The sequence below is a fragment of the Candidatus Eremiobacteraceae bacterium genome (assembly GCA_036511855.1).
In the GTDB taxonomy this organism is placed as follows: Bacteria; Vulcanimicrobiota; Vulcanimicrobiia; order Eremiobacterales; family Eremiobacteraceae; genus JABCYQ01.
This window is the reverse complement of the sequence record DATCBN010000008.1, coordinates 10001-32000: the sequence shown is the minus strand read 5'-3', so window position 1 is coordinate 32000 and position 22000 is coordinate 10001. Positions and strand designations below refer to the sequence as shown.

Genomic DNA, 22000 nt, shown 5'->3' with positions numbered 1-22000 from the left:
CTCGAGCGGATGCGCGCGTTCTTGGCGGCTTGCGGCAATCCCGAACGTGAATTCCGAAGCATTCATGTGGGCGGCACGGCAGGCAAGGGGTCGACCGCGACGATGTGCGCCGCCATCTTGTCGGCGGCAGGCTATCGCGTCGGCCTTCACACCAAGCCGCACCTGCATTCCGTCACCGAGCGCGCGCGCATAGACGGGCTCGCGGTCTCAGAAGAGCGATTCGCCGACCTGCTCTCCGGATTGCTCTCGGCGATCGACACGATGGCGTCGACGGAGTGGGGGCGGCCTTCGTACTTCGAACTGCTCGTGGCGCTGACGTTTCGATATTTCGCGGAAGAACACGTCGATGTGGCAGTCGTGGAAGTCGGGATCGGCGGTGCCCTCGACGGGACCAACGTGATCACGCCGCTGGTCGCCGTGCTCACGAACGTCGGCGGCGATCACGGCGACGTGCTCGGCGACACCATCGCGGCTATCGCGACCGACAAGAGCGGCATCATAAAAGATAAAATTCCGGTGGTCACAGCCGCCGAAAACCCGGAAGCGCTCGCGGTCATTCGCGCCGCCGCAGAACGAAAACGTGCGCCGCTCACGGTCGTGCAGGAAGCGGCGCAAGTCGAATGGATCGAAACCCCCGATCCGCTCGTGCAACGCACGAGAGTCAACACACCGCTGCGCGAGTACAAGTTCGATCTGCCCGTGCTGGGTGGATTTCAGCTGCTCAATGCGGCCACCGCCATCGTCGCGTGCGAGCAGGTCGAGAGCGCGCTGCCGTTCAGTGCGGCCGCTGTCGCGCGCGGCCTCGAAAATATTTCCTTGCCGGGGCGCATGGAATACTTCCCGGGACGTCCGTCGATCGTCTTCGACATCGCCCACAACGCGGAAAAAGCGTTCGCGCTGCGCCAGTCGATCGAGCGTCATTTTCCGGACCGGCGGCTGACGTTTGTCAGCGCGATCGCCGACGGCAAAGACGTGCCGGGCATGTTAAGCGCATGGGAGGGTCTGCCCGCGCAGTTCATCTTCACCACGTTCCCGGAGTCGCATCTCCGGCCCGTACGGCCGTATAACCTCGCCAACGCCGCGCAATTGCACGGTCTCACCGCGCGCGCGGTCGAAGATCCGGAAGAGGCGCTCATGCTCGCGCGGCGCATGGCTGCGGCGGAAGATATCATCGTCGTCACCGGTTCTACATATCTCGTGGGCGAACTGCGCCGCTGGTTCCTCGACAACGTCGCCGATCCGCGCCATGCCCAGGTCTGAACTCGCACGTCGCCCTTCACCCTTGCGACTGCGCGGCGCGACGTTCGCGTGGGGCGAGCGGACATACGTCATGGGGATCATCAACGCGACCCCCGATTCATTTTCCGGCGACGGCATAGGCGCCGACTCAGGCGCTGCCGTGCGGCGCGCGCGCGCGTTCGCCGCGGCCGGCTGTCACCTGCTCGACGTCGGCGGCGAATCGACGAGGCCGGGGCACACTCCGGTGTCCGAAAGCGAAGAGTTGGAGCGCGTGCTGCCGGTGATAGCGGCGGTGCGGGCCGCCGTCGAAACGCCGATCTCCATCGATACATTCAAGCCGGCGGTGGCGCGCGCTGCGCTCGACGCCGGCGCCGACATGGTGAATTGCGTCTGGGGCGCGCTGCCCGGCATCTCTGAAGCCGCAGCGCGCGCGAACGCGCCGCTCGTCGTCATGCACAACCGCGCATCGCCGGACTACGACGGCGACGTCGTGGAGATCGTCATCGAGTCGCTTGAGCGCGGCGCGCGCGACGCGCAAGAAGCAGGCGTGCGGGCGGACAGGATCATCGTCGATCCCGGAATCGGTTTCGGCAAGACCGCCGTCCACAACATCGAGATACTCGCCCGCCTACACGAGATCGCGGCGCGATTGCCGTTTCCGTTGCTTGTCGGCACATCGCGCAAATCGTTCATCGGCGCGCTCACCGGACTATCCGTGGAGCGGCGCGCGTTCGGAACCGCCGCGTCGGTCGTGTTAGCGATCGCCGGAGGCGCCGATATCGTGCGCGTGCACGACGTCGAGGAGATGCTCGCCGCCGCGGCGGTGGCCGACGCGATCGTCCGGCGTCCGTCGTGAAACCCGGCATTATCCGCATCCGCGACATGCGATTTTGGGGGCACCACGGTGCTACCGAAGCCGAGCGCGAGCGCCTTCAGCCGATCGACCTCGACGTGGAGCTGCATCTCGATTGCGAGGCTGCCATCGGCGGCGACGACCTATCTCTGGCTCTCGACTACGATTCTGTGCTTCAGTCGTGCGAGCGAATCGTGACGCAGCGCTCGTTCGTCTTGCTCGAATCGCTCGCCGATGCTTGTCTTGCGGAGATGTTCGACGATTCTCGCGTCGAGCGCGCAACAGTCCGCGTGCGCAAACCGCGCCTGCTCGACGGCGCGACGCCCGAGGTCGAACTCTCGCGCGGCCGGTGAAGCCTGTGCTCGCGCACATCGGCCTCGGTTCGAACATGTGCGACTCGGCAGGATACGTGCGTGAGGGTCTTGCCGCTCTCGAGCGCGTGGGCCGGGTGCTCGCGGTCTCCGATCTTTACCTCACACAACCGTGGGGTCTTATTGACCAGCCGCGATTCGTCAACGCCGTCGCCGCCGTGGAGACGACGCTCACGCCGCCGCGTCTCGTGGATGCGCTGATTGGGATCGAGCGCGAGTTCGGGCGCGTGCGCGACGTCCGCTATGGACCGCGCACCATCGATCTCGACCTGCTCCTCTACGCCGACGAATCGCTCGACGAGGCGGCGTGCATCGTGCCGCATCCGCAGCTTGCCAATCGCGCCTTTGTGCTCGAGCCTCTAGCAGAGGTTGCGTCCGGCACGCGGGTGCCCGGCACCGGCAAGACGGTCGGCGAATTGCTCCTGGCCTTGCCGCTCGCCGACCGACAAGGCGTGCGGCGGATGTCCGGCACGGCGCACCTCGCGCCGCCGCGTTCGCTCGACTACGACGCGCCGGGCGGCGCCGGAGACGCGTACGCAGAATTGCGTCCTTTTTCGGCGTTCGATACGGCGGTGCTCGATGCCGCGATTTCGGCGCTAGGATCTTTGAACGGCAAGCTCGTTCTGGATGTCGGTTGTGGCACGGGCCGCTTCACGCGCGCGATGGCGGCGCGCGGCGCACGCGTCAGCGGCGTGGACAAGAGCGAGACGATGCTCGCAGCCGCGCGCGCCACGAAATTCGCCGAAGACGGGATCCCTCCCGATTACATACGCGGCGATGCCAACGTCGCGCTGCCCGGCGGGAACTACGACGCCATCACGGCGTTCTACGCCTTGCAGTACCTGGACGTGCCTGCTTTTTGCCATCGCGCATGTGCGGCGCTTGCGCCCGGCGGTGCGCTTTCGTTGGCATCGTTTCCGCATCGCCACTTCGTCGAATCGGAATTCGCTCCATTCTTCCCGTCGATGGCGGCGCTGGACTTGGCGCGCTTCCCGAGCCTTCAACAGTTGGAAGCGGCGATGAGGCGCGCGGATTTTGCGCGGGTGGACGCGAGACTGATCGCTCTAGAGCTGGACGATCCTGCAGAGGCTATCATCGCAAAGGTGCAGCGAAAGTACTTGTCATCGTTCCATCTGCTGTCGGATGAGGAGTTTCGCGACGGCGTCGCGGCGATGCGAAAAACTTGGCAGCCAGGTGAGATCGTGCGCCGCACGGCGTATGCGATGGTCGTCTGGGGGACGCGTCGAACAGGCTCCCCGGTGCGGCAACGCGAAACAGATGCCCGTGACCGATAACCACGAAGAAGCGGACACGACCGAGCTATTGTCCTTTGTCAACGAACGCGTCGCTCCGCTCGCTCGGATATTCGCTCAATTGCCGCTGATGCAACTGCGCGTTCGCACGGCGGATGGCATGGTCACCTTGGTCAAGGCCGCGCCGAGCGCAGCCGATGGCGCAAAGCCCTCGGCCGCCCCAAAGTCGTCGCACGCGCCGAAAATCCAAGAAGGCGAACCGGGTCGCGCCTACGACACGATCAACGCCGAAGCTGTCGGCGTTTTCAGGCCCGCACCCGACGTTCCGGAGTTTGGCGAACGGGTTGCCGCGGACCGCGTCCTCGGTTTCGTGGAAGCGTTGAAGTTACGCAATCCCGTGCGCGCGGGCGCACCATGCTTTTTCGTCGCGCAAGCAGTCGAAGACGGTCAGGCTGTCGAGTTCGGCGAGGTGCTGTTCGTCGTCGAACGCGGCGACATCCCGCCGCAAGCCGAAAGCGCCGTCGACGCGCGCACCGGATTCGTCGAGCCGGTCGAAGATGCGGTGGACGAATTCGGATACGCGCTCGAGCCGCTCTTGAATTCGGTCGACCCGGGCCGAACATCGCCGCCGGGGATCTGAAATAGGAACACCTTGTTCAACAAAGTCTTGATCGCCAACCGCGGCGAGATCGCGCTTCGCATCATCCGCGCGTGCCGCGAACTCGATTGCAAGAGCGTCGCGATATTCTCGGAGGCCGATCGCAACTCGCTGCACGTGCGGTTTGCCGATGAAGCGTTTTGCGTCGGCCCCGGGCCGAGCGGCCGATCGTACCTCAACGTGCCGAACATCATCAGCGCCGCGGAACTTGCGGGGGTGGACGCCATCCACCCGGGCTACGGCTTTCTCTCCGAGAACGCGGGCTTCGCCGAGATCTGCGCATCGCACGGCATCAAATTCATCGGTCCGCCGGCGACCGCGATCGCATTGATGGGCGACAAAGCCAGCGCAAAGCATCGGATGTTGGAAGCCGGCGTGCCGGTCATTCCGGGGTCAGGCATCATCGACTCGCTGACCGAAGCGAAGAAATTCTGCGCCGAAGCCGGCTACCCGGTGCTCATCAAGGCCACCGCGGGTGGCGGCGGCAAGGGCATGCGGATCGTCGGGCGCGATGCCGATCTCGCGGCCGGACTCACCGCCGCGGGCGGCGAGGCCCAAGCGGCGTTCGGCAACGGCGGCGTTTACATCGAGAAACTGCTCGTGCGGCCGCGCCACATCGAAGTGCAGGTGTTGGCCGACGAGTACGGTCACGTGATCCACGTCGGCGAGCGTGACTGTTCCGTGCAAAAACCGTCGCACCAAAAACTTCTGGAAGAAGCGCCAGCGCACAACCTCGACGCCGACCTTCGCATGAAGCTCTACGAAGCGGCGGTCCGCGCATCGCGCGCTTGCGGCTACGCGAACGCAGGCACGCTCGAATTTCTCGTCACCGAAGACGGCAAGTTCTTTTTCATGGAGATGAACACGCGCATCCAAGTCGAGCATCCGGTCACCGAAGTCGTGTACGGCGTCGATCTCGTGAAGTGGCAGATCCGCATCGCCGCGGGCGAGCGGCTGACGCGCCGGCAGGAGGATATCAAACCGCGCGGTCACGCCATCGAATGCCGCATCAACGCAGAGGATCCCGACAAGAAGTTCACCCCTGCGGCCGGCCGGCTCGGAAGCGTGCTCATGCCGGGCGGACCGGGAATCCGCGTCGACACGCACATCTATACCGGCTGTGAAGTGCCGCCATACTACGATTCGCTGCTCGCGAAGATCACGGCATCCGGCCGCGACCGCAACGACGCGATCTCGAGGATGCGGCGCGCGCTCTTCGAGACCGAAGTGCGCGGGCTGGCCACCACCCTCGGCTTGCATCAACGGATCATGATGAACCCGTCGTTCGTCGAGGGACGGACGCACGTGACGTGGCTGCGCGAAGAACTGCTCTCGCCGCAAACAGCGGCTGCCGGATCGCATGGCGGTTGAACGCCGCGAGCACCGCGTCGCGCTTGAGATCCTCTATGCGGTCGACATCGGCGCCATGCCCCTAGAGGACGTGCTCGCCCAGGCGCGCGACGAAGTGGGCGTATTCGGACGCGGCGACCTGGCGGCGGAAGAAGATCCGTACGAACCCGACTATCCCGCGATCGACAGCCGCGCCGACGCGCCGCGCGCGACCGACTGGCAGCTCGTCGAACTGATCGTGCGGGGCACCCTGTCCTCGAAAGCCGAGTTGGAGTCGGAGCTCGCGCCGCACTTGAGGCGGTGGACGATGCAGCGGTTGCCGGGCGTCGATAGGCTCTTGCTCGACATGTGCGCGTGGGAGCTTCGCAACCGGCCCGAGGCGGAGACCACGGCGGTGATAAATCACGCGGTTGAATTGGCGCGGCGCATGTCCACGGACGCAAGCCCGGGATTCGTCAACGGCGTGCTCGACGCGTTTGCAAAAACTCCCGTCGACCGGCCCGCTCGTTGACGGGCGCCGCGCGAAGAGATTGGCTTCGGATTGCGCGCATTTGGGCCGCGGTGGCCGCGATGCTGTTCGCGCTCGTCATCTTATGCGCGGCGATCGGCACGGCTGCGATCGTCACCATGTACGGACGGAATTTGCCGAGCATCGACCGCTTGTCGGACATCGAACCGGCCGCGACCACGCGCATCCTCTCGCGCGACGGCGTCGTCTTGGCCCGCCTGTACGACAAGGACCGCGTCTACGTGCCCATCACCGATATCCCGCAAGTGATGCGCCAAGCCATCGTCGCGACCGAAGACGAGCGATTCTACCAGCACCACGGCGTGGACATCCGCGGCATCATGCGCGCAGCGTTGGCGAACTATAACCACGAGCGGATCACGCAAGGCGCAAGCACCATCACGCAGCAGCTCGCTCGCAATCTCTTCTTGACCAACGAACAGACGATCCGCCGGAAGATCGAAGAAGCGATGCTCGCGATGCAGATCGAGCGCTACTACACGAAGGACGAAATCCTCGAACGATACCTCAACCTCATCTACTTCGGGGCTGGCGCGTACGGCGTGCAAGCCGCAAGTCACGCATATTTCGGCAAGGACGTCGCCAAACTGACGCTGCCCGAGGCCGCGATGCTCGCGGGCGTCGTGGCGGCGCCTTCGGCCTATTCGCCTTACGCCGACCTGCAGTCGGCGAAAGAGCGCCAAGTGCACGTGCTGGACCGTATGGAAGCGGGCGGATTCATCACGCGCTCGCAAGCCGAAGCTGCGGCGCAGGCGAAGCTGCACTTCGTCGGCGCGCGCTCCGCCGGCGTCGAGGCGTACCGCTATCCATACTTCACCACCTACGTGATCGCCGAACTTGAAAAGACGTACAGTGACGACCAACTCCTTCATGGCGGCCTGACCATCTATACGTCGCTCGATCCCAAGCTCGAAGACATCGCGCAGAAAGCAGTGACGAGCGGCGTCGCGGCGGGATTCGCGGGGGGCTACGGCATGCACCAAGGCGCGCTCGTCGCCGAGGATCCGCGCAGCGGCGAGATAGAGGCGATGGTCGGCGGCGTTGGTTTCTCGGCGAAGAGCCAGTTCAACCGCGCATGGCAGGCGCGACGTCAGCCGGGCTCATCGTTCAAAGGCTTTGTGTACTCCGCGGCCGTGGATCGCGGCGTACCCGTGTCGTCGATCTACGGCGACACGCCGATCACGCTGACCGCCGGCGACGGCACCGACTACAAGCCCATGGATGACGACCACCGATTTCTGGGCGAGATCACGCTGCGGCGAGCATTCGCTCTCTCCCGCAACGTGGTCGCGGTGAAGCTCGCGCAAACGATCGGCATCGACACGGTCATCGACTACGCGCACAAGATGGGCATCACCGAGGACCTGCAGCCCGACCTTTCGCTCGCGCTCGGCACGGGCGTCGTCTCGCCGCTCGACATGGTGTCCGGTTATTCCACGATCGCGGACGGCGGCGTGTATACGCCGCCAACCGGAATCCGCTTCGTGACGGACAAATATGGATCGATCATCCTCGACAATCGCTATCCGCAACGGCGGGTCGCACTGTCGAGCGGGACCGCCTTTATCATGACCACCATGATGGAAAGCGTGATCCAAGCGGGCACAGGCTACCCGAACGCGATCATCGGACGTCCGGCCGCCGGCAAGACCGGCACGACGTCGGACTTTCGCGATGCCTGGTTCGTGGGCTTCGTGCCGCAATTGTCCGCGGCTGTCTGGGTGGGCAACGACGACTATTCGAAGATGTACGAATCGTACGGCGGTAACGTGCCGGCGCTGATCTGGGCGGCGTTCATGAAACGCGCGCTCGCGCCGGTGAAGGCGCAAGATTTCGCGTCGCAGCCGCCCGACGTCCAAGAAGTGCGCATCTGCGCCGGCCAAAACCGGCGCGCGCTTCCAGGCCAGGGCGGCGAGGGCGAATATTTTTTGAACGGCACGGCGCCCCTCGCCTATTGCGCGCCGGTGCGGCCCGTCGTAAGCAAAGGCGCCCAGCTCATCGGCCCGATAGACGACGCTAACGTGCTGCCGGCGTGGCAATCCACGCCAACCCCGGGGCCGGGCGGCACGCCCGAGCCGTTGCAGTCGCCGGAGCCCACGCAACCGCCGGCGCCGGAGGCACCGTCGCCTCTTCCTACCTCCACACCGTAACGTCATGCGCACAACCCTTTTCGACGCCCCGGCGATGACTGTCGGCGAATTGTGCCGCGCGGTCAAGAGCGCGCTGGAATCCGCCTTTCCCAACCGCGTGCGCGTGACCGGCGAGATCTCGAAATGTACGCTGGCGCCAAGCGGGCACGCGTATTTCAATCTCAAGGACAACGACGGGTTGGTGGCGTGCGTGGTCTGGCGTTCAACGGTCGCGAGGCTCGATGTACCGTTTCCATTGGCCGACGGAGCGGCAGTCGAATTGTCCGGCCGCCTCAACATCTACAAAGAACGCAGTCAGTTCCAGCTCACGGTCGATGATGTCGTGCCGCAAGGCCGCGGAGCGCTGCACCGGCTGTTCGAACTGCTGAAAGAGAAGCTGCGCCGCGAAGGGCTCTTCGAAGCCGAACGAAAGCGACAGATTCCGGCGTTCGTGAGCAGCGTCGCCATCGTGACGAGCCGTGGTGCGGCGGCGTTGCAAGATTTCGTCACGACGTGCCGCCGGCGCGGGGGCCACGTCGCCATCACCGTTGTTCACGCGCCCGTCCAGGGCGAAAGCGCGGCGCCGCTCTTGGCCGCAGCCATCGCGCGCGCGGGCCGATTGCCGGTCGATGTCGTCGTCATCGCACGCGGCGGAGGATCCATCGAGGATCTATGGGCGTTCAACTCGGAGGCGGTCGCGCGCGCCATCGCCGCGTGCGCCCGCCCGGTGATCAGCGCCATCGGGCACGAGACCGACTTCACCATCGCCGATTTCGTGGCGGATAAGCGTGCCGCCACGCCGACCGCCGCAGCAGAGATCGTCACGTCCGACCGGTACGCGCTGCTGCGCCGCGTGTCACAACTCGAGAGCCGTCTGGCGCGAAGCCTCAGCCGGTCCGTCGATCTCGCTCGCGGCCGCAGCGAGCGCGCGCTCGACGCGCTCCTGCGCGCGCCGGACGGCATCATCGGCGCCGCGGCGCAGATCGTCGACGACCTGTCCGCCGGCTTGCGCCGCGGCGATCCGCGCCGCCGGCTTCACGAGGCACGCCGGCGTATCGCAGATTCGATGGCGCGTGCGCGCGCCGCGGGACCGCGTGCGATCGACCGTGCGCTCTCACGATGGCGCACGGCGCGCGAACGGCTTGCCGCCGGGTTTGGCCGCATCGCACTCGCACGCCGGGGTGCATTCGACCTCACGCACGCTCGTTTGACCGTGCTCGGTCCGCACGCCACGCTCGCGCGCGGATACGCGATCGTCTTCGACGCGAACGACCGCGTGATCAGCGACGCGGCGGCGACCGCGGCGGGTGAACGGATCGGTGTCACATTGCGTCGTGGCGGGCTTAAAGCAACCGTCGACATGATCGAGGAGACGAATGACTAAGACCAAAGGCAAGTCCGAGCCCGAAAAGGGTCCAACTTTCGAGCAGGCGCTGGCGCGACTTGAGAAGATCGTCGACAAACTCGATGACGGAAATCTACCGTTGGACGAGTCGATCGCGCTCTTCAAGGAAGGCACGACGCTCGCAAGAGTCTGTCGCGACAAACTCGCCGAAGCCGAAGTGCAGGTGAAGGAGGCGCTCAAAGCCGGCGGCGACGACGAGGCCGAGCCTCCTGACGAGGACGAACTCGGCGACGAGGACGAGGGCGACGAAGAAGGATAAGCGGCGTCTCGATGTGCTTGTGGCAGAGCGCGCGGGTTGTTCGCGCGAGCACGCGCAAGCATTGGTGCTCGCGGGCTTGGTGCGTGTGGACGGCGTGCCGCATACCAAGTCCGGCTCGTTCGTCGGCATCGATGTCAACCTCGAAATCGAAGGCGGCGCTCGCTTCGTCAGCCGCGGTGGGCTCAAACTCGAGCACGCGCTTCAGGAATTCGGCTGGCAGGTCGAGGGATTGAAATGTCTCGATGTCGGCGCGTCGACGGGCGGCTTCACCGACTGTTTGCTTCAACGCGGCGCGGCAAGCGTGACTTCCGTCGACGTTGGTTACGGTCAGCTCGCGTGGCGCCTTCGCAACGACCCGCGCGTCACGGTGGTCGAACGCTGCAACTTCCGGTCCGCCGATGTCGCGGTGCTCGGGGCGCCGTTCGCATTTTTGTGCGCCGACGTCTCGTTCATCTCGCTTTCGAAGCTGTGCGGCAATTTCGCCGCCGCGCTGTCGCAGGACGGCAAGGCCGTCTGCTTGATCAAACCGCAGTTCGAGGCTGGGCGAGCGGCAGTCGGATCGGGTGGCGTCGTGCGCGATCCTGCTGCGCAGACTGCTGCTATCGAAAGCGTCATGACCGCATTCGCTGCAGCCGGCCTCACGCCGCTTGAGTTGACTCATTCGCCCGTCAAAGGTCCGGCTGGAAATATCGAGTTCTTATTGGGCGCGACGCGCGGCGATGCGCCGCCCGCTCGCGCGGAATTGGACGTGGCGGGTACGGTGCGCCGCGCCCACGAAACGCTCGACACATGATCCGGCACGCTGTGAAGAGTCTCGCGCTGTTCGTGGATTCGGCGCGGCCCGCAGCGCTCGAGGCCGCTCGAAATGCGGCGGCGGTCGCGATCGGGCAAGATGCCGCCGTGCAGATGCGTCCGGACCAGGCCGCAGCGGTGAAGTCGGCCGGCATCACGGCGAGCCAGTCGTTCCCCGGCGGCGCCGATCTCATGGTGTCGTTCGGCGGCGACGGCACCCTGCTCCAGGCCGCGCATCTTGCCGCGCCGCTCGATATCCCTATCCTCGGCGTTGATTTCGGCCGCATGGGTTTCCTCACGCAATTGGACCGGCGTGATTTCACCGAAGGGCTCGCGCGAGTGCTTCGTGACGGCGTCGAGATCGAATCGCGCATCGCGTTGCAAGCATCGGTAGAAGGCATGCCGGGCACGTATTTCGCGCTCAACGAAATCCACATCGACCGCAAGCAGCACGGCCGCACGCTCACGTTCGGCATCGAGATCGGCGGCGAACGCGTAGCCGACATTCCTGCCGACGGCATCGTGGTCTCAAGTCCGACCGGCAGCACGGCGTACTTCCTCTCGGCGGGCGGACCGATCATGGCGCCGCGGCTCGAAGCGCTGGGCATCGCGCCCATCTGTCCGCACACGCTGTTCTCGCGCCCGCTCGTCGTGCGCGCAGACGAACGGATTCGCGTGAGCGTGCCTCGCACCGGGCCGGGGACAAAACTTTTCGCCGACGGTCGCGAGGAGCTCGATCTGCCTGGCGGCAGCGTCGTCACCGTCGTCAAAGCGCAACAGCCGGTGCTCTTCGTCTGTTCAAACGACCGGATGTTCTTTCAACTGCTCGAACGCAAGCTTCACTGGGGTTCGTCCATCAAGCGCTCGCTGGACGCCGATGCGCATGACAGCAAGAACGGCGCCTAGAGGGCGGCTGCGCTCGCTGACGGTCGAGGGCTTCGGCCTCATCGACCGCACCACCGCGGACGTTGGACCTGGACTCAATGCCTTCACAGGCGAGACCGGAAGCGGCAAGTCGATGGTGATCGACGCCCTTGGGTTCGCCTTTGGAGAGCGCGCCGGAGCGGATGTGGTGCGCGCGGGCGCGGCGCGCGCATGCGCGTTCGTCGAATTGGAAAGCGCGCCTGAAGCAGGCGCCTGGTTGATCGAAAACGGCTTTTCCGACGACGACCTCGAGGCGGGCGGCCCTTTGGTCGTCTCCAGAGAGATCACGGCCGGCGGACGATCGTCGGCGCGCATCAATGGCAAGCCCGCCACGGCCGGCCAGTTGCGCGAGCTCAGGCAGATCATGCTCGACGTCGTCGGCCAGCACGAGCATCAGGTGCTCCTGCAGCCGGCGCGCCATCTCTCGATGCTCGATGCGTATGCGGGCGATGCGGCCCTGTCGCTACGCGCCGAATGCGCGGGGTTGGTCGAAGACCTGCGTGCGTTGAACGTCGAGGTCGATGGACTGCGCATCGACGACGCGCGGTTGGAACGCCGTCTCGAAGACGCGCGGTTCGCATCGCGCGAGATCGCCGGCGCGAATCTGCAGGAGGGCGAGCTCGAGCGGCTGCGCGAGCGGCGCTCCCTGCTCGCACACGCCACGAAGATCGCGCAAGCGATCGACCTTGCGGCAAGCGCGCTTTCCGACGGCGATCGCGGCGCCGTCGCGAGTCTCGGACGCGCAGCGAAGGCGATGGACGGCGTCGCAGCCATCGGCGCGCAGCTCGGCGAGATCGCCCAAACCATTCGCGGACTGCAGGGCGCGGCGCAGGACGTGACGGCATCGCTTGCGGCGCTCGGCGACGACGGCGCGCTTCAGTCCGGGCAAGTCGATGAGATCGACGATCGCATCGACGCGATCGAAGCATTGCTCAAGAAGCATGGACCGGGCATTGTCGATGTCCTCGAAGCGGGTAAGCGTGCGGCTGCAGAGGCGGAGCGGCTCGAGCGGCGTGATCAGGAGATCGCGCTGGTCGAAGCGCGTCTGCGCGAACGCGAAACGATTCTCTCGCAGACCGCCGCCAAGCTCACTCGCGAGCGCATAGCGGCGGGCGACCGGTTGGCGCTTCGCGCCCAATCCGAACTGCAAGAACTAGGCATGCGGGGAGCCACGTTTTCCTGCGTGGTCGAGCCGCGCGCAGGCGGCATCGGCGCGTCGGGTGGCGACTCGGTCGAATTCTTGGCGGCGCTCAATCCCAATGAGCCGCTCCGGCCCATTACAAAAGCGGCTTCCGGCGGAGAACTCTCGCGTTTGCTCCTCGCGCTCAAGCTCGCATTTGCGGACGTCGATCCTCATCCGATCGTCGTGCTCGATGAGATCGACGCCGGCATCGGCGGAGCCGCCGCGCGAGCGGTGGGCGCGCGCATCGCAGAACTAAGTGTCCGCGCGCAGGTCCTGTGCGTGACGCATTTGGCTCAGATCGCGGCGTTCGCCGACCATCACGTCGCGTTGACGAAGGTGGTCCGAAAAGGGCGGACGATCGTTGAGGCTGGATCGCTTGGCGGCCGCGTTGCCGTCCGAACGGAAATCGCCCGCATGCTGGCGGGCGATGGTGAAAGCGCCGAGGCGCTCAAGCACGCAGCGGCGTTGCTGCGTGAGATCAAAGCGAATATGTAGGAGGGCCAACGTACTAGGGCAAGCAACGCTTGCCCAAAAAATGGGTGAGCGTTGCTCACCCTCCTACAGGACAGGGCAATCGATGCTTGCCCTCCTACGGGACGGGGTTACGTGATGCCGTCGGGATCGGGCGCATTGCCCGACACGAGATCTTCAACGGCTTTGACGAGTTTGGTGGCGTCGGCCGTCTTTGCCACATAGAGGTCGGCGCCGGCATGCTTGCGCCAATATTGATCGTGGGTCTCACCCAGACCGCTCATGAGGATGACCGGCGTGTTCGCAGTCGGCGCATTATCTTTGATCTGCCGACACAGCTCGTAGCCGTCCATCATCGGCATGATCACATCCGCGACTACGAGGTCGGGCACCTCGGCGGCGATCATCTTCAATGCGGTCCGGCCGTCGGGGGCGGTGAGCACGCGAAAACCGGCACGCTGGAGCGCGAGCTTCAACGCGAACGATTGGGTGACGCTGTCGTCCACAAGTAGGACGGTCTGCCTCATCAGGACATCCTTTCGAGTCGAGCGGCCAGTTTGCGTAGGCGCCCAGCGATAGCTTTTGGTTCGCCAAATGCTTCGACGGCTCCCAGTCGCCCCGCCGCGGCAGGCATTCCGAATACGGTGCAGCTCCGCTCATCTTGAGCAAAGGTCTTCGCTCCCTTCGTGCGGAGCTTCAGCAAACCATCAGCTCCGTCCCTACCCATTCCAGTCAATAGGACGCCCGCACAACGCGCGCCATAGATTTCGGCTGCTGACGAAAAGAGCGCGTCCGCCGACGGCGCGATCGCCCGGCGTTCGGTGGTCACCGGAACAACGCGAAGACGCCCGTCGGTTTCGAAGACGAGATCGGCGCCGGATGGCGCAAGATAGGCGCGGCCTCGGACCGGCTTCGTGCCGTTTTCGGCCAAGGTAACGGTAAGCGGCGTCTCCTTGTCAAGCCAGCGCACGAGCCCTTCGATGAACGGCGCCGCGATATGCTGCACGATGATGATCGGCGCCGGAAAATCCGGCCCTAGACCTGTGAGCAGTTCGACGAGTGCCGGCGGGCCTCCGGTCGATGCGCCGATCACCACACATTCGATAGCGGCGCTGCGCGAAGGCATATCGGCGCCGCGCGCGCGTACGCGTTCGAGCGGCGTGTGTGTCGGCACGGCGTGAGCGGAGGCCAGAGTGGCGATGCGTTCGTTGAGATCGGGAAAGAAGGAACGGAGCGCCGACTCGTTGCCGGCGGGTTTGACGATGACGTCGGCCGCGCCCGCAGCGAGTGCGAGAAACGGCATCGATTCGCTTCCGTCAACGCCAAGCGTGCTGACGATGATGATCGGAACGTGACGCGTATGCAGCACGCGCTGCACCACGCGTAGGCCGCTCTCGTCGGGCAGCACGAGGTCGAGCGTGATCACGTCGGGTCGAAGCCGCTCGGCCATCTCGACGGCGCTGCGCGCGGTCACGGCGATGCCGGCGACAGCCAGACGCTGGTCGCGTGAAATCCCGTCCGACAAGATCCGGCCCGCGACCGGCGAGTCTTCGACGATCAAAACGCGAGCCCAGCGGCTCTTGATCACGCGACGAGCCTTTCCACGGTCTCGAGCAGCTGCGTCTCGTTGAACAAGCCCTTGACGACATAGGCGTCAGCGCCCAACTCGAGGCCACGCCGGCGTTCGTCTTCCCGAGAAAGCGAGGTGACGAGCACGATCGGCGTATCGGCGAGGCGCGCATCCCGTTTCACGCGCTCGCAGAACTCCCAACCGTTCATGTTCGGCATCTCGATGTCGCTCATGATGCAATCGAACTTCATGGTGGACGCTTTGTTCCACGCATCGACGCCGTCGATGGCCGTCTCCACCTCGTAGCCCGCGCTGATCATGATATTGCGAAGCAGCGTCCGCGTGGTGAGGGAATCGTCGGCGATGAGCAGCCGCCGTTTGACGGCAGGCTTCTCGCGGATCACATTGCCCACCGCGCCGCGTTCGTGAGCAGAACGAACGAAATGCTCGCCGTCGAGGACGCAGAGCGGCAGACCGGTCGTCGATATCGCATAGCCGGCGATTCCGGCGATGCGCCCGAGCGGCCGCGGCAACGGCTTGACGATGACATCGGACAGTCCGGCGAGCGCCTCGACGACGACCGCCGCGCGCCGTTCGCCGTCTTTGATGATGATCGCTGCCACCACGCCGTCGCGGCCGAAGCTCACATGCGCAGGTCCGCCCATGATCGACGCCAGCGGCAAGACGGGCATGACTTCGTCGCGCACCGTGGCGCTGATGCGTCCCTCGACGTTGATCACGTGCTCCGGTTTCAACGACACGGCTTCGTGGATGTCGGTCTGACGAAGGAAGACCTCGGTCGTTCCGTCGTGGACGGCTAAGACCGAAGAAGTCAGCAAGCTGACCGGAACTCGAAGTATGAAACGCGTGCCGACGCCGTGCGTGCTTTCGACGTGATAACTGCCGCGCAACTGCGTGACGCGATCGGCGACGACGTCGAGACCCACGCCGCGCCCGCTGATGTTGTCGGCCGACGCACTTGTGGAGAAGCCCGGTTTGAAAAGGTATTGCAGCAATCTAAAGTCCGAGATCACCGCCGCGTCTTCGGCCGTCGCATAACCGTTGGCGACGACGGCGCGGCGCACCGCGGCCGTATCGATGCCGGCGCCGTCATCTTCGACCTTGACGGTCGCACTCGAGCTGCCCGTGGTGACCGATACCTTCACCGTTCCCGTCGCCCGTTTTCCGGCGAGCAGTCTAAGCGCCGGCGGTTCGATGCCATGAGCAACCGCATTGCGGACGAGATGGATCAGCGGCTCTTTGATCGCTTCGAGCACGACTTTGTCGAGTGCGATGTCGGCGCCGGCGATGGAAAGCTCGGCGTCTTTATCTTGAAGCTGCGAGATGTCGCGCACGACGCGCGCGAGCGGCTGCAGGATGGTTCCGGCGGGGAGCATCCGTAGATCCGCCAGACTGTCGCGAAGACTTTCCAGAAGTCCGAAGCGCTGCAGGTTGCGGTCGTCGATTCGTCCGACGGCGGCTTGCAGCGATTCGCGTTGGCGGCGCACGCTATCGAAGAGGCGCTTGCGCTCCGGCGTCGCGTCGGCGTCGGACCGCGACCGCAGCCCGCCTTCCACGTCCGCAAATGTCGCGTCTGCCGCGGAGACTAAACTGCGAACATCTTGTTCTTCCGAGGTGAATTGGCGAAGAAGCTCGCCGCGCAGGGCTATGAGGCGGTCGATCTTATCCGCGCCGACGCGCACCATGTCGCCTGACGTGTCGTCGCGTCCACGTTCGGGAGCGATCGGCACGACTGCGCCGGCCGGCGTGGGGAGCGAGCGAAGCTGAACGGGCGGCGTTTCTTTCGTCGGTTTCGCCGCCTGCTTTGGCTTGGACGCGGCAACGGACTCACCGTCTCGGAAGAGGGCCATGCGCGCGAGCATCTCCTGCACGGGCAGTTCGTCCTCCGACATGCCCGCGCCGGCCGCCATGAGATCTCGTATCGTGTCGGTCGCGCTGAAGAGAAGTGCGATCGACGCCTTGTTCAACGCCTGGGTGCCGCTGCGAGCATCCGCAAGCATCGACTCCAGTCCGTGACCGACCGCCTCGATGCCGGCGTAGCCCACCATGCGCGCCGCACCCTTGACGCTATGCATCCGGCGGAACGTCTCGTTTAGAGTGGCAGCGTCGTCCGGCTGCCGTTCGAGCGTCATAAGCAAACCGTTGAGCGCGCCGAGATGCTCGTCGCACTCCGCTCTGAATATTTGCTTAAGCTCGACCAGGTCTTCCGGAGACATTGCCATCGGCTGTTGGTTCCTAGATTCGGTAAGCTGCGACGAGGCGTTTGAGTCCGAGCGCGAGGTCGTTCAACCGGGAAGTCGCCTCTTGCGTCTGCCCAGTTGCGGAGACGGTATCGCGCATCGCGGCATTGATAGACGTAATGCTCTGCGTGACCTGTTCGATGCCGTGGCTTTGCTGCTTAGCGGCCAGCGCGATCTCTTGCATTGAGTCCACCGTGTGCTGCAGCGTCTCGATGATCTCCGCGATCGCCTGACCGGTCTGCGCCGCGTGACTCGCGTTGTCGTCCACGTTGCGGCTGCCTTCGATCATGGCCATGACCGATTCGTCGGATGCGCGCTGCACTTCGTGCGTGAGCGAATCGATGCGTTCGGTGGCGGTCTTGCTCTGATCGGCAAGCTTGCGGATCTCGGCCGCGACGACGGCGAAGCCCCGGCCTTGCTCGCCCGCGCGCGCGGCTTCCACGGCGGCGTTCAGCGCGAGCAGATTGGTCTGAGCGGCGAAATCGGCGACCGTGCGGGTGATCGTGCCGATCTGCGCGATCTGTTCCGAGAGGTGCGCGATTCTGTCCGAGGTCTGACGGAAACGGTCGCGCAGCGCGAGCATCATCGAGACGTTGGTCTCGACGTCTGCGCGGCCGCGCCGCGCGATGTCGGCGCTTTCAAGCGATTTCGTCGAGACGCTCTCCGCCTGCAGCGCGGTGGTCTGCGAGGCTGCGTTCAGCTCTTGAATCGTCTGTGAGATCTCACTCATCGCGACCGACTGCTGCGTGGTCATTCGCTCTTGCTCTTGTGCGGTCGTGGCGATCTGCATGACCGCGACCGTCGATTCATTGACGGCCTGCTGCACTTGCTGCAAGGATCCGCCGAGCTTCTCGACCATGTCGTTGACGGCACCACCGAGCTCCTCGAGTTCGTCTTCAGTCTTGATATCCACCCGGCCGGTGAAATCGCCCGACGCGATGAGATCCGCCGTCTTGGAGAGCAGCGAGGCCGCATCGCTGACCTGCATGATCGTCTTCCACCCGATGTAGAACGCCACGGCGAGCGAGACGCACGAAGTGAAGACAAGCGCGCCGATAAGCAGCAAGACGAAGAGTTCCGCCTGCGATTCAAGGAAAGCGCGCTCCACTGCGATCTTAGCCGTGAGCTTGTTCTGCGCGACGATAAACGCATCGAGCTTGGTTCGTTCCTCGGCGAATCCGCCGGCAACGGCTTGACGGATCGTCGCCGATCCGTCCTCGGCGCTTGTGACGATGTTCTCGACGACGGAAGACTCGTCGTTTGCGTCTTCGGTCAGAATCTCGATCTCGTTCTTGAGCGAGTCGTCGCCGTGGCCGAAGTTGGATAGCTTCACGATATCGTCGGCGTAGTTCGTCTTGCCGTCGTTGTAGAGCCGCAGGTCGACGGTCTTTCCCGTAAGGCCCCACTGCGCCGCGCCGCCGATCATCTTGAGCACGTCCAGACGGACTTGCAGCGATGCCTCGGAGATCGGCTGGAGTTGATCGGTGATCTTATCCTCGACGTTGAAGATCATGCGCGGAAGCGTGAGCGCAAGCGCGATCTGCACGAGCGTGATTCCGGCGAGCCACATGAAGATGACGATCATCTTCCGGCGCAGCGACTTTTCCGAAAGGATTGCTAATCGCGAGTTCACGTGGAGGCCTCATTTCCTAGTATGAGTTGCGGTGCGGCCATCAGCGCCGCGACGTCGATGAGCTGTACGGTTCCGTTGGGACCGGGATGGACGGAAAGCGTGAAGCGGCCCGGTTGCGTATGCGCGGCAACCGTGCGTGACAGGGTTTCGAGACCGGCTAGTTCGTCGACGGCCATCGCGACGCGCACGCCGTCTTGGGTCAGGACGATGCCATTGACGGTGGCCGGAAGAGCCGACGCCGGCAAACCGAGAAACGGCCGCAGGTCGTAGAGCGCGACGGCATCGCCGCGCCGGTTCACGAGCGACGCCGAACCCCCGCGCACGACCAATGGCGCGTGCGGAAGGTTCCGGAAAAATTCGAGTATCGAGCCGATCGGCACCGCGTACCGCTTGCCGTCCAGCAGGAAGACCGCAGCCTCGATGCCGGCCGCCGCTTCGGCTTCCGGCGGCGCGGCGAGGGCGGCGGTGCGCTCCGCCAGCGGCGCGTTATCATCCGGGTCCACGTCGAGCGAGCGGGTCGCGTCTTCATCGTCCCACGGATCCGGCACTGCGAATCCTTTGACGTCCACGATGGCGCAAAGCTCCGGCGTCGCGGCGATGCCCGCGATGACTCTCGGATTGACGGGCGTGTCTTCGAAAAGCGTGTCGGATCCGCCCAACGCATTGGTCGGCACATCGATCAGATTTTTCACTTCGTCGACGATGACACCCATGGTGCGTCCATCGACGCGCAAGAGCACCAGCCTGTCGGTGAGTGAAACGCCGCGCGCAGAAAGACGAAGACAGCGCCGGATGTCCGCGACCGGAACCGGCTCGCCGTGGATGCGAACGCCGCCGAGGATGCCGGTGCGTGCCGACGGGATCGCGGTCACGATCGGCGCGGCATGGACCGAAAGCACGGCCTCGATGGGAAACGCGAGATCGAATCGTTCGACGCGGGTCAACAGGTGCGAGCGTGTCGCATTCTTTTTCGCCAGTGCGGCCTGCGAGATCTCGCGCTCAAGCATCGACGTGCTCGCCGATCTCTGCGCGCAGCAGCGTCGTCAGCTCGCCGACGGTCAACTTGTCGAACGGCAATGCGACTGCGTCCGCCGGCAGGCCCGCGAGCTGCGTCAGCGCGCGGGCAAATGCGAAGACCGCTTGGCGCTTGCGGTTGGTGATGCCGTAGAGATGTCCGGCTTGCCAAAGGGCAGGCACGAACACCGGATCGAGAAACAGCGCGCGACGCAGTTCGGCTTCGGCTTCACGCATCGCCCCGCGCGCCATGAGCAGCGCGGCGACGAGCACGTGCGGCTCCGGGTCGATGGGTTCGGCGCGCATGGCTTCGATCGCGTGGCGCTCCGCCTCATCCATCTTGCCTGCATGTGCGGCGCGCATCGCCTCCACGAGAAGCGCGCGGCTTTTTTCGGCGTTCGGCTTTGGTTTTTGGATCAGCTTGAGTTCGTCTGCCATTCGCGTCTGGTCGCTCGGCGTCATCGCAATTTTGCGCGGGATTGGCCGCGCAACTCGCGACGGGCGTTTCTGCGCTTGTTTCGGAGTCGCGCGGACTTTCTGAGGCGTGGGTTCCCACGGCGTGTAACCGAGCGGCTTACGATAGACGACACCGGCGACATGCCGTTCGGGGACAAGGTATCCAGTGTCGATGCCTGACGCCTCGCCGTGTCCGAGGATAAGGAGCCCGCCGGGAGAGACGCACGCGGCAAGCCGCGCGATGATCTTCGCGCGCGCTGTGAGCGTCATGTAGATGAGGACGTTGCGGCACACCACCAGCTCAAACGACGCCATGCCGCCCGGCGCGTAAGATAATTCATCTACGAGATTCTGCGTCTCGAATCTCACCGACGATTTAACTTCTTCGGGCACGCGCACGGTTTGTGCGCCGGTCACGGCAAGCGCGTCGCGCAGCTCGTCGGAAACACCGCGGAGCGACCACTGTCCGTACGCCCCGATGCGTGCCGCAGCGACCGCCTTAGGATTGACATCCGTTCCGAGCACGCGGTAGCCGTCTTTGCCGAATACGCGATGCGCGATGAGAGCGAGGGTGTACGCCTCTTCGCCTGTCGAACAGCCTGCGCTCCAGAGCCAGATAGGACGCGCGAGCGCTTTGATGCTCGGGAACAGGGTGGACTCGACGAGTTGCCAGAGCTGCGCATCGCGGAAAAGAAATGTTTCGCCGACGACGACCGAGGGAGCGACAGCCATCCATTCGGCGCGCGCCGACGTGCCGCCGTGCGTGAGCAGTCCCAGGTAATCCGACTCGAGCAAGCCGAGAGCGTTCGCCCGGGTGTGGCAGGCTTCGGAAAAGGCGTCGAGGCTGTGCGGCGTCGGCGCGATCCCGAGCCCTTTCTCCAGCAGTGTTGCGAGCGCGTCATCAGCTTTTGCCGCGGCCGGCGATATGTCGAGATGCGCGTCTTGCGGTGCCCCCGATGAATGTGTTTCGATCTTGATATCCGAGCGCTTTGGCAGCAGATTTGAGTAAAGCGGGCCGCAAAGGCCCTCTCTAAGAAGTATCGGCGTCGTGAACCCTATGGAACACGCTCAACTGGGGTCAGACGCGGCCGCGGAAGACCGAGGCCACTCGACAAGTAGCACCGACGCCGCCTCGATTCTCGAGTCTTTCGGCGTGCGCCGCGCTGTCGTTGTCGTGACGCCGTCGCTGGCCAAGAGCGAGATATTGGCCGACTTGATCGACGGCTTTGCCCAAGCCGAAGTGGCGCTGGTGGGCGTTAACCATTGTCCCACAAATAGGGACATCGACGGCATAGTTTCGCTGGGCGGGGGGTCGATCATCCGCACCGCGCGCGAGAGCTCGTTTGCTTTGTCGGGCGCACGCCACGTGGCAGTGCCGACGACGACGTCATGCGTGGAGCACTTCGGCGACATTTCGGCGCCGCGACCGGACGCGGTCGTCCTTGATGCGCGCGGGATTCAAAGCGTGCCGCGCGAGCAATTCGTAGCGCAGGCGTTCAATGCGATGACGTTTGCGATCGAAGCGGTCTGTGACAGCGCCGCGAGCGTCGCGACCGTCGCTTTGGCCATCGAAGCTGTGAGCGGATTGCGTCGTGGATTGCTGCATGCGATAAGTGGCGAAACGCTCGATTCGTCGACCGCGATGACGAT

At 64.8% G+C, this 22000-nt stretch carries 20 protein-coding genes (1 of these 20 only partly in view); 14 read left to right on the top strand and 6 right to left on the bottom strand.

Annotation, left to right across the window (positions count from 1 at the left end; translation table 11 throughout):
• The 13 genes from VII69_01435 to VII69_01375 form a co-directional block, all read left to right on the top strand.
• On the top strand, positions 1-1260 hold a 1260-nt coding region (locus tag VII69_01435; GenBank protein ID HEY5093758.1), incomplete at its 5' end, for a folylpolyglutamate synthase/dihydrofolate synthase family protein.
• Between the two features lie 22 nt (positions 1261-1282).
• Positions 1283-2095 carry a dihydropteroate synthase gene (gene folP, locus VII69_01430; protein ID HEY5093757.1) on the top strand — a complete coding sequence of 271 codons (813 nt, stop codon included), beginning with the start codon at positions 1283-1285 and terminating at the stop codon, positions 2093-2095.
• A complete protein-coding gene (folB, locus tag VII69_01425) occupies positions 2092-2445 on the top strand; it encodes a dihydroneopterin aldolase (GenBank protein ID HEY5093756.1) in 354 nt (117 codons plus the stop codon). The genes folP and folB overlap by 4 nt, the downstream gene beginning before the upstream one ends.
• Positions 2442-3758: a 2-amino-4-hydroxy-6-hydroxymethyldihydropteridine diphosphokinase gene (folK, locus tag VII69_01420; protein HEY5093755.1), complete on the top strand. Its 1317-nt coding sequence runs from the start codon at positions 2442-2444 to the stop codon at positions 3756-3758. Before folB ends, folK begins: the two co-directional genes overlap by 4 nt.
• Positions 3748-4356 carry a hypothetical protein gene (locus VII69_01415; protein HEY5093754.1) on the top strand — a complete coding sequence of 203 codons (609 nt, stop codon included), beginning with the start codon at positions 3748-3750 and terminating at the stop codon, positions 4354-4356. Before folK ends, VII69_01415 begins: the two co-directional genes overlap by 11 nt.
• A 12-nt stretch (positions 4357-4368) precedes the next feature.
• Positions 4369-5745 (top strand): acetyl-CoA carboxylase biotin carboxylase subunit, encoded by a 1377-nt coding sequence (accC, locus tag VII69_01410; protein HEY5093753.1) that lies wholly within the window; start codon positions 4369-4371, stop codon positions 5743-5745.
• Positions 5735-6235, top strand: coding sequence for a transcription antitermination factor NusB (gene nusB, locus VII69_01405; GenBank protein ID HEY5093752.1), 501 nt, complete (start codon positions 5735-5737; stop codon positions 6233-6235). Before accC ends, nusB begins: the two co-directional genes overlap by 11 nt.
• A gap of 59 nt (positions 6236-6294) precedes the next feature.
• A complete protein-coding gene (locus VII69_01400; GenBank protein HEY5093751.1) occupies positions 6295-8403 on the top strand; it encodes a PBP1A family penicillin-binding protein in 2109 nt (702 codons plus the stop codon).
• Between the two features lie 4 nt (positions 8404-8407).
• The gene (gene xseA / locus VII69_01395) at positions 8408-9766 is read left to right on the top strand and encodes an exodeoxyribonuclease VII large subunit (GenBank protein ID HEY5093750.1); all 1359 of its coding nucleotides are present in this window, start codon (positions 8408-8410) and stop codon (positions 9764-9766) included.
• A complete protein-coding gene (xseB, locus tag VII69_01390; GenBank protein ID HEY5093749.1) occupies positions 9759-10046 on the top strand; it encodes an exodeoxyribonuclease VII small subunit in 288 nt (95 codons plus the stop codon). The genes xseA and xseB overlap by 8 nt, the downstream gene beginning before the upstream one ends.
• Positions 10047-10059: 13 nt before the next feature.
• Positions 10060-10839 carry a TlyA family RNA methyltransferase gene (locus VII69_01385; GenBank protein HEY5093748.1) on the top strand — a complete coding sequence of 260 codons (780 nt, stop codon included), beginning with the start codon at positions 10060-10062 and terminating at the stop codon, positions 10837-10839.
• A complete protein-coding gene (locus VII69_01380; protein ID HEY5093747.1) occupies positions 10836-11744 on the top strand; it encodes an NAD(+)/NADH kinase in 909 nt (302 codons plus the stop codon). Before VII69_01385 ends, VII69_01380 begins: the two co-directional genes overlap by 4 nt.
• The gene (locus VII69_01375) at positions 11722-13440 is read left to right on the top strand and encodes an AAA family ATPase (protein HEY5093746.1); all 1719 of its coding nucleotides are present in this window, start codon (positions 11722-11724) and stop codon (positions 13438-13440) included. Before VII69_01380 ends, VII69_01375 begins: the two co-directional genes overlap by 23 nt.
• Before the next feature lie 107 nt (positions 13441-13547).
• Here the strand turns inward: VII69_01375 and VII69_01370 are convergent, their stop codons facing one another.
• Genes VII69_01370 through VII69_01345 form a run of 6 tightly spaced genes read right to left on the bottom strand, consistent with a single transcriptional unit; the run spans position 13548 to position 21145 of the window.
• Complete coding sequence (locus tag VII69_01370) at positions 13548-13943, bottom strand: response regulator (GenBank protein ID HEY5093745.1); 396 nt, start codon at positions 13941-13943, stop codon at positions 13548-13550.
• Complete coding sequence (locus VII69_01365; protein HEY5093744.1) at positions 13943-15004, bottom strand: chemotaxis protein CheB; 1062 nt, start codon at positions 15002-15004, stop codon at positions 13943-13945. Before VII69_01365 ends, VII69_01370 begins: the two co-directional genes overlap by 1 nt.
• On the bottom strand, positions 15001-17229 hold the full coding sequence (locus VII69_01360) for a response regulator (protein ID HEY5093743.1): 2229 nt from the start codon (positions 17227-17229) through the stop codon (positions 15001-15003). The genes VII69_01365 and VII69_01360 overlap by 4 nt, the downstream gene beginning before the upstream one ends.
• A 13-nt stretch (positions 17230-17242) precedes the next feature.
• Entirely contained in the window at positions 17243-18880 is a 1638-nt protein-coding gene (locus tag VII69_01355) for a methyl-accepting chemotaxis protein (GenBank protein ID HEY5093742.1), read from the bottom strand.
• Positions 18877-19887: a chemotaxis protein CheW gene (locus tag VII69_01350; protein ID HEY5093741.1), complete on the bottom strand. Its 1011-nt coding sequence runs from the start codon at positions 19885-19887 to the stop codon at positions 18877-18879. The genes VII69_01355 and VII69_01350 overlap by 4 nt, the downstream gene beginning before the upstream one ends.
• The gene (locus VII69_01345; protein HEY5093740.1) at positions 19880-21145 is read right to left on the bottom strand and encodes a CheR family methyltransferase; all 1266 of its coding nucleotides are present in this window, start codon (positions 21143-21145) and stop codon (positions 19880-19882) included. The genes VII69_01350 and VII69_01345 overlap by 8 nt, the downstream gene beginning before the upstream one ends.
• A gap of 262 nt (positions 21146-21407) precedes the next feature.
• Here VII69_01345 and VII69_01340 point away from each other — a divergent pair, with 262 nt between their 5' ends.
• Positions 21408-22000, top strand: partial view of an iron-containing alcohol dehydrogenase gene (locus VII69_01340; GenBank protein ID HEY5093739.1) — the 5' portion only. Its footprint extends 427 nt past the window's final position; only the first 593 of its 1020 coding nucleotides appear in the window; it begins with the start codon at positions 21408-21410; its stop codon lies beyond the right edge, outside the window.

Bases quoted from the DNA above. Each gene is read 5' to 3' on its own strand.
- xseA (HEY5093750.1), top strand. From the start codon at position 8,408: ATGCGCACAACCCTTTTCGACGCCCCGGCGATGACTGTCGGCGAATTG.
- xseB (HEY5093749.1), top strand. From the start codon at position 9,759: ATGACTAAGACCAAAGGCAAGTCCGAGCCCGAAAAGGGTCCAACTTTC.
- VII69_01370 (HEY5093745.1), bottom strand. From the start codon at position 13,943: ATGAGGCAGACCGTCCTACTTGTGGACGACAGCGTCACCCAATCGTTC.
- VII69_01360 (HEY5093743.1), bottom strand. From the start codon at position 17,229: ATGGCAATGTCTCCGGAAGACCTGGTCGAGCTTAAGCAAATATTCAGA.
- VII69_01380 (HEY5093747.1), top strand. From the start codon at position 10,836: ATGATCCGGCACGCTGTGAAGAGTCTCGCGCTGTTCGTGGATTCGGCG.
- nusB (HEY5093752.1), top strand. From the start codon at position 5,735: ATGGCGGTTGAACGCCGCGAGCACCGCGTCGCGCTTGAGATCCTCTAT.
- VII69_01375 (HEY5093746.1), top strand. From the start codon at position 11,722: ATGACAGCAAGAACGGCGCCTAGAGGGCGGCTGCGCTCGCTGACGGTC.
- VII69_01350 (HEY5093741.1), bottom strand. From the start codon at position 19,887: ATGCTTGAGCGCGAGATCTCGCAGGCCGCACTGGCGAAAAAGAATGCG.
- VII69_01400 (HEY5093751.1), top strand. From the start codon at position 6,295: ATGCTGTTCGCGCTCGTCATCTTATGCGCGGCGATCGGCACGGCTGCG.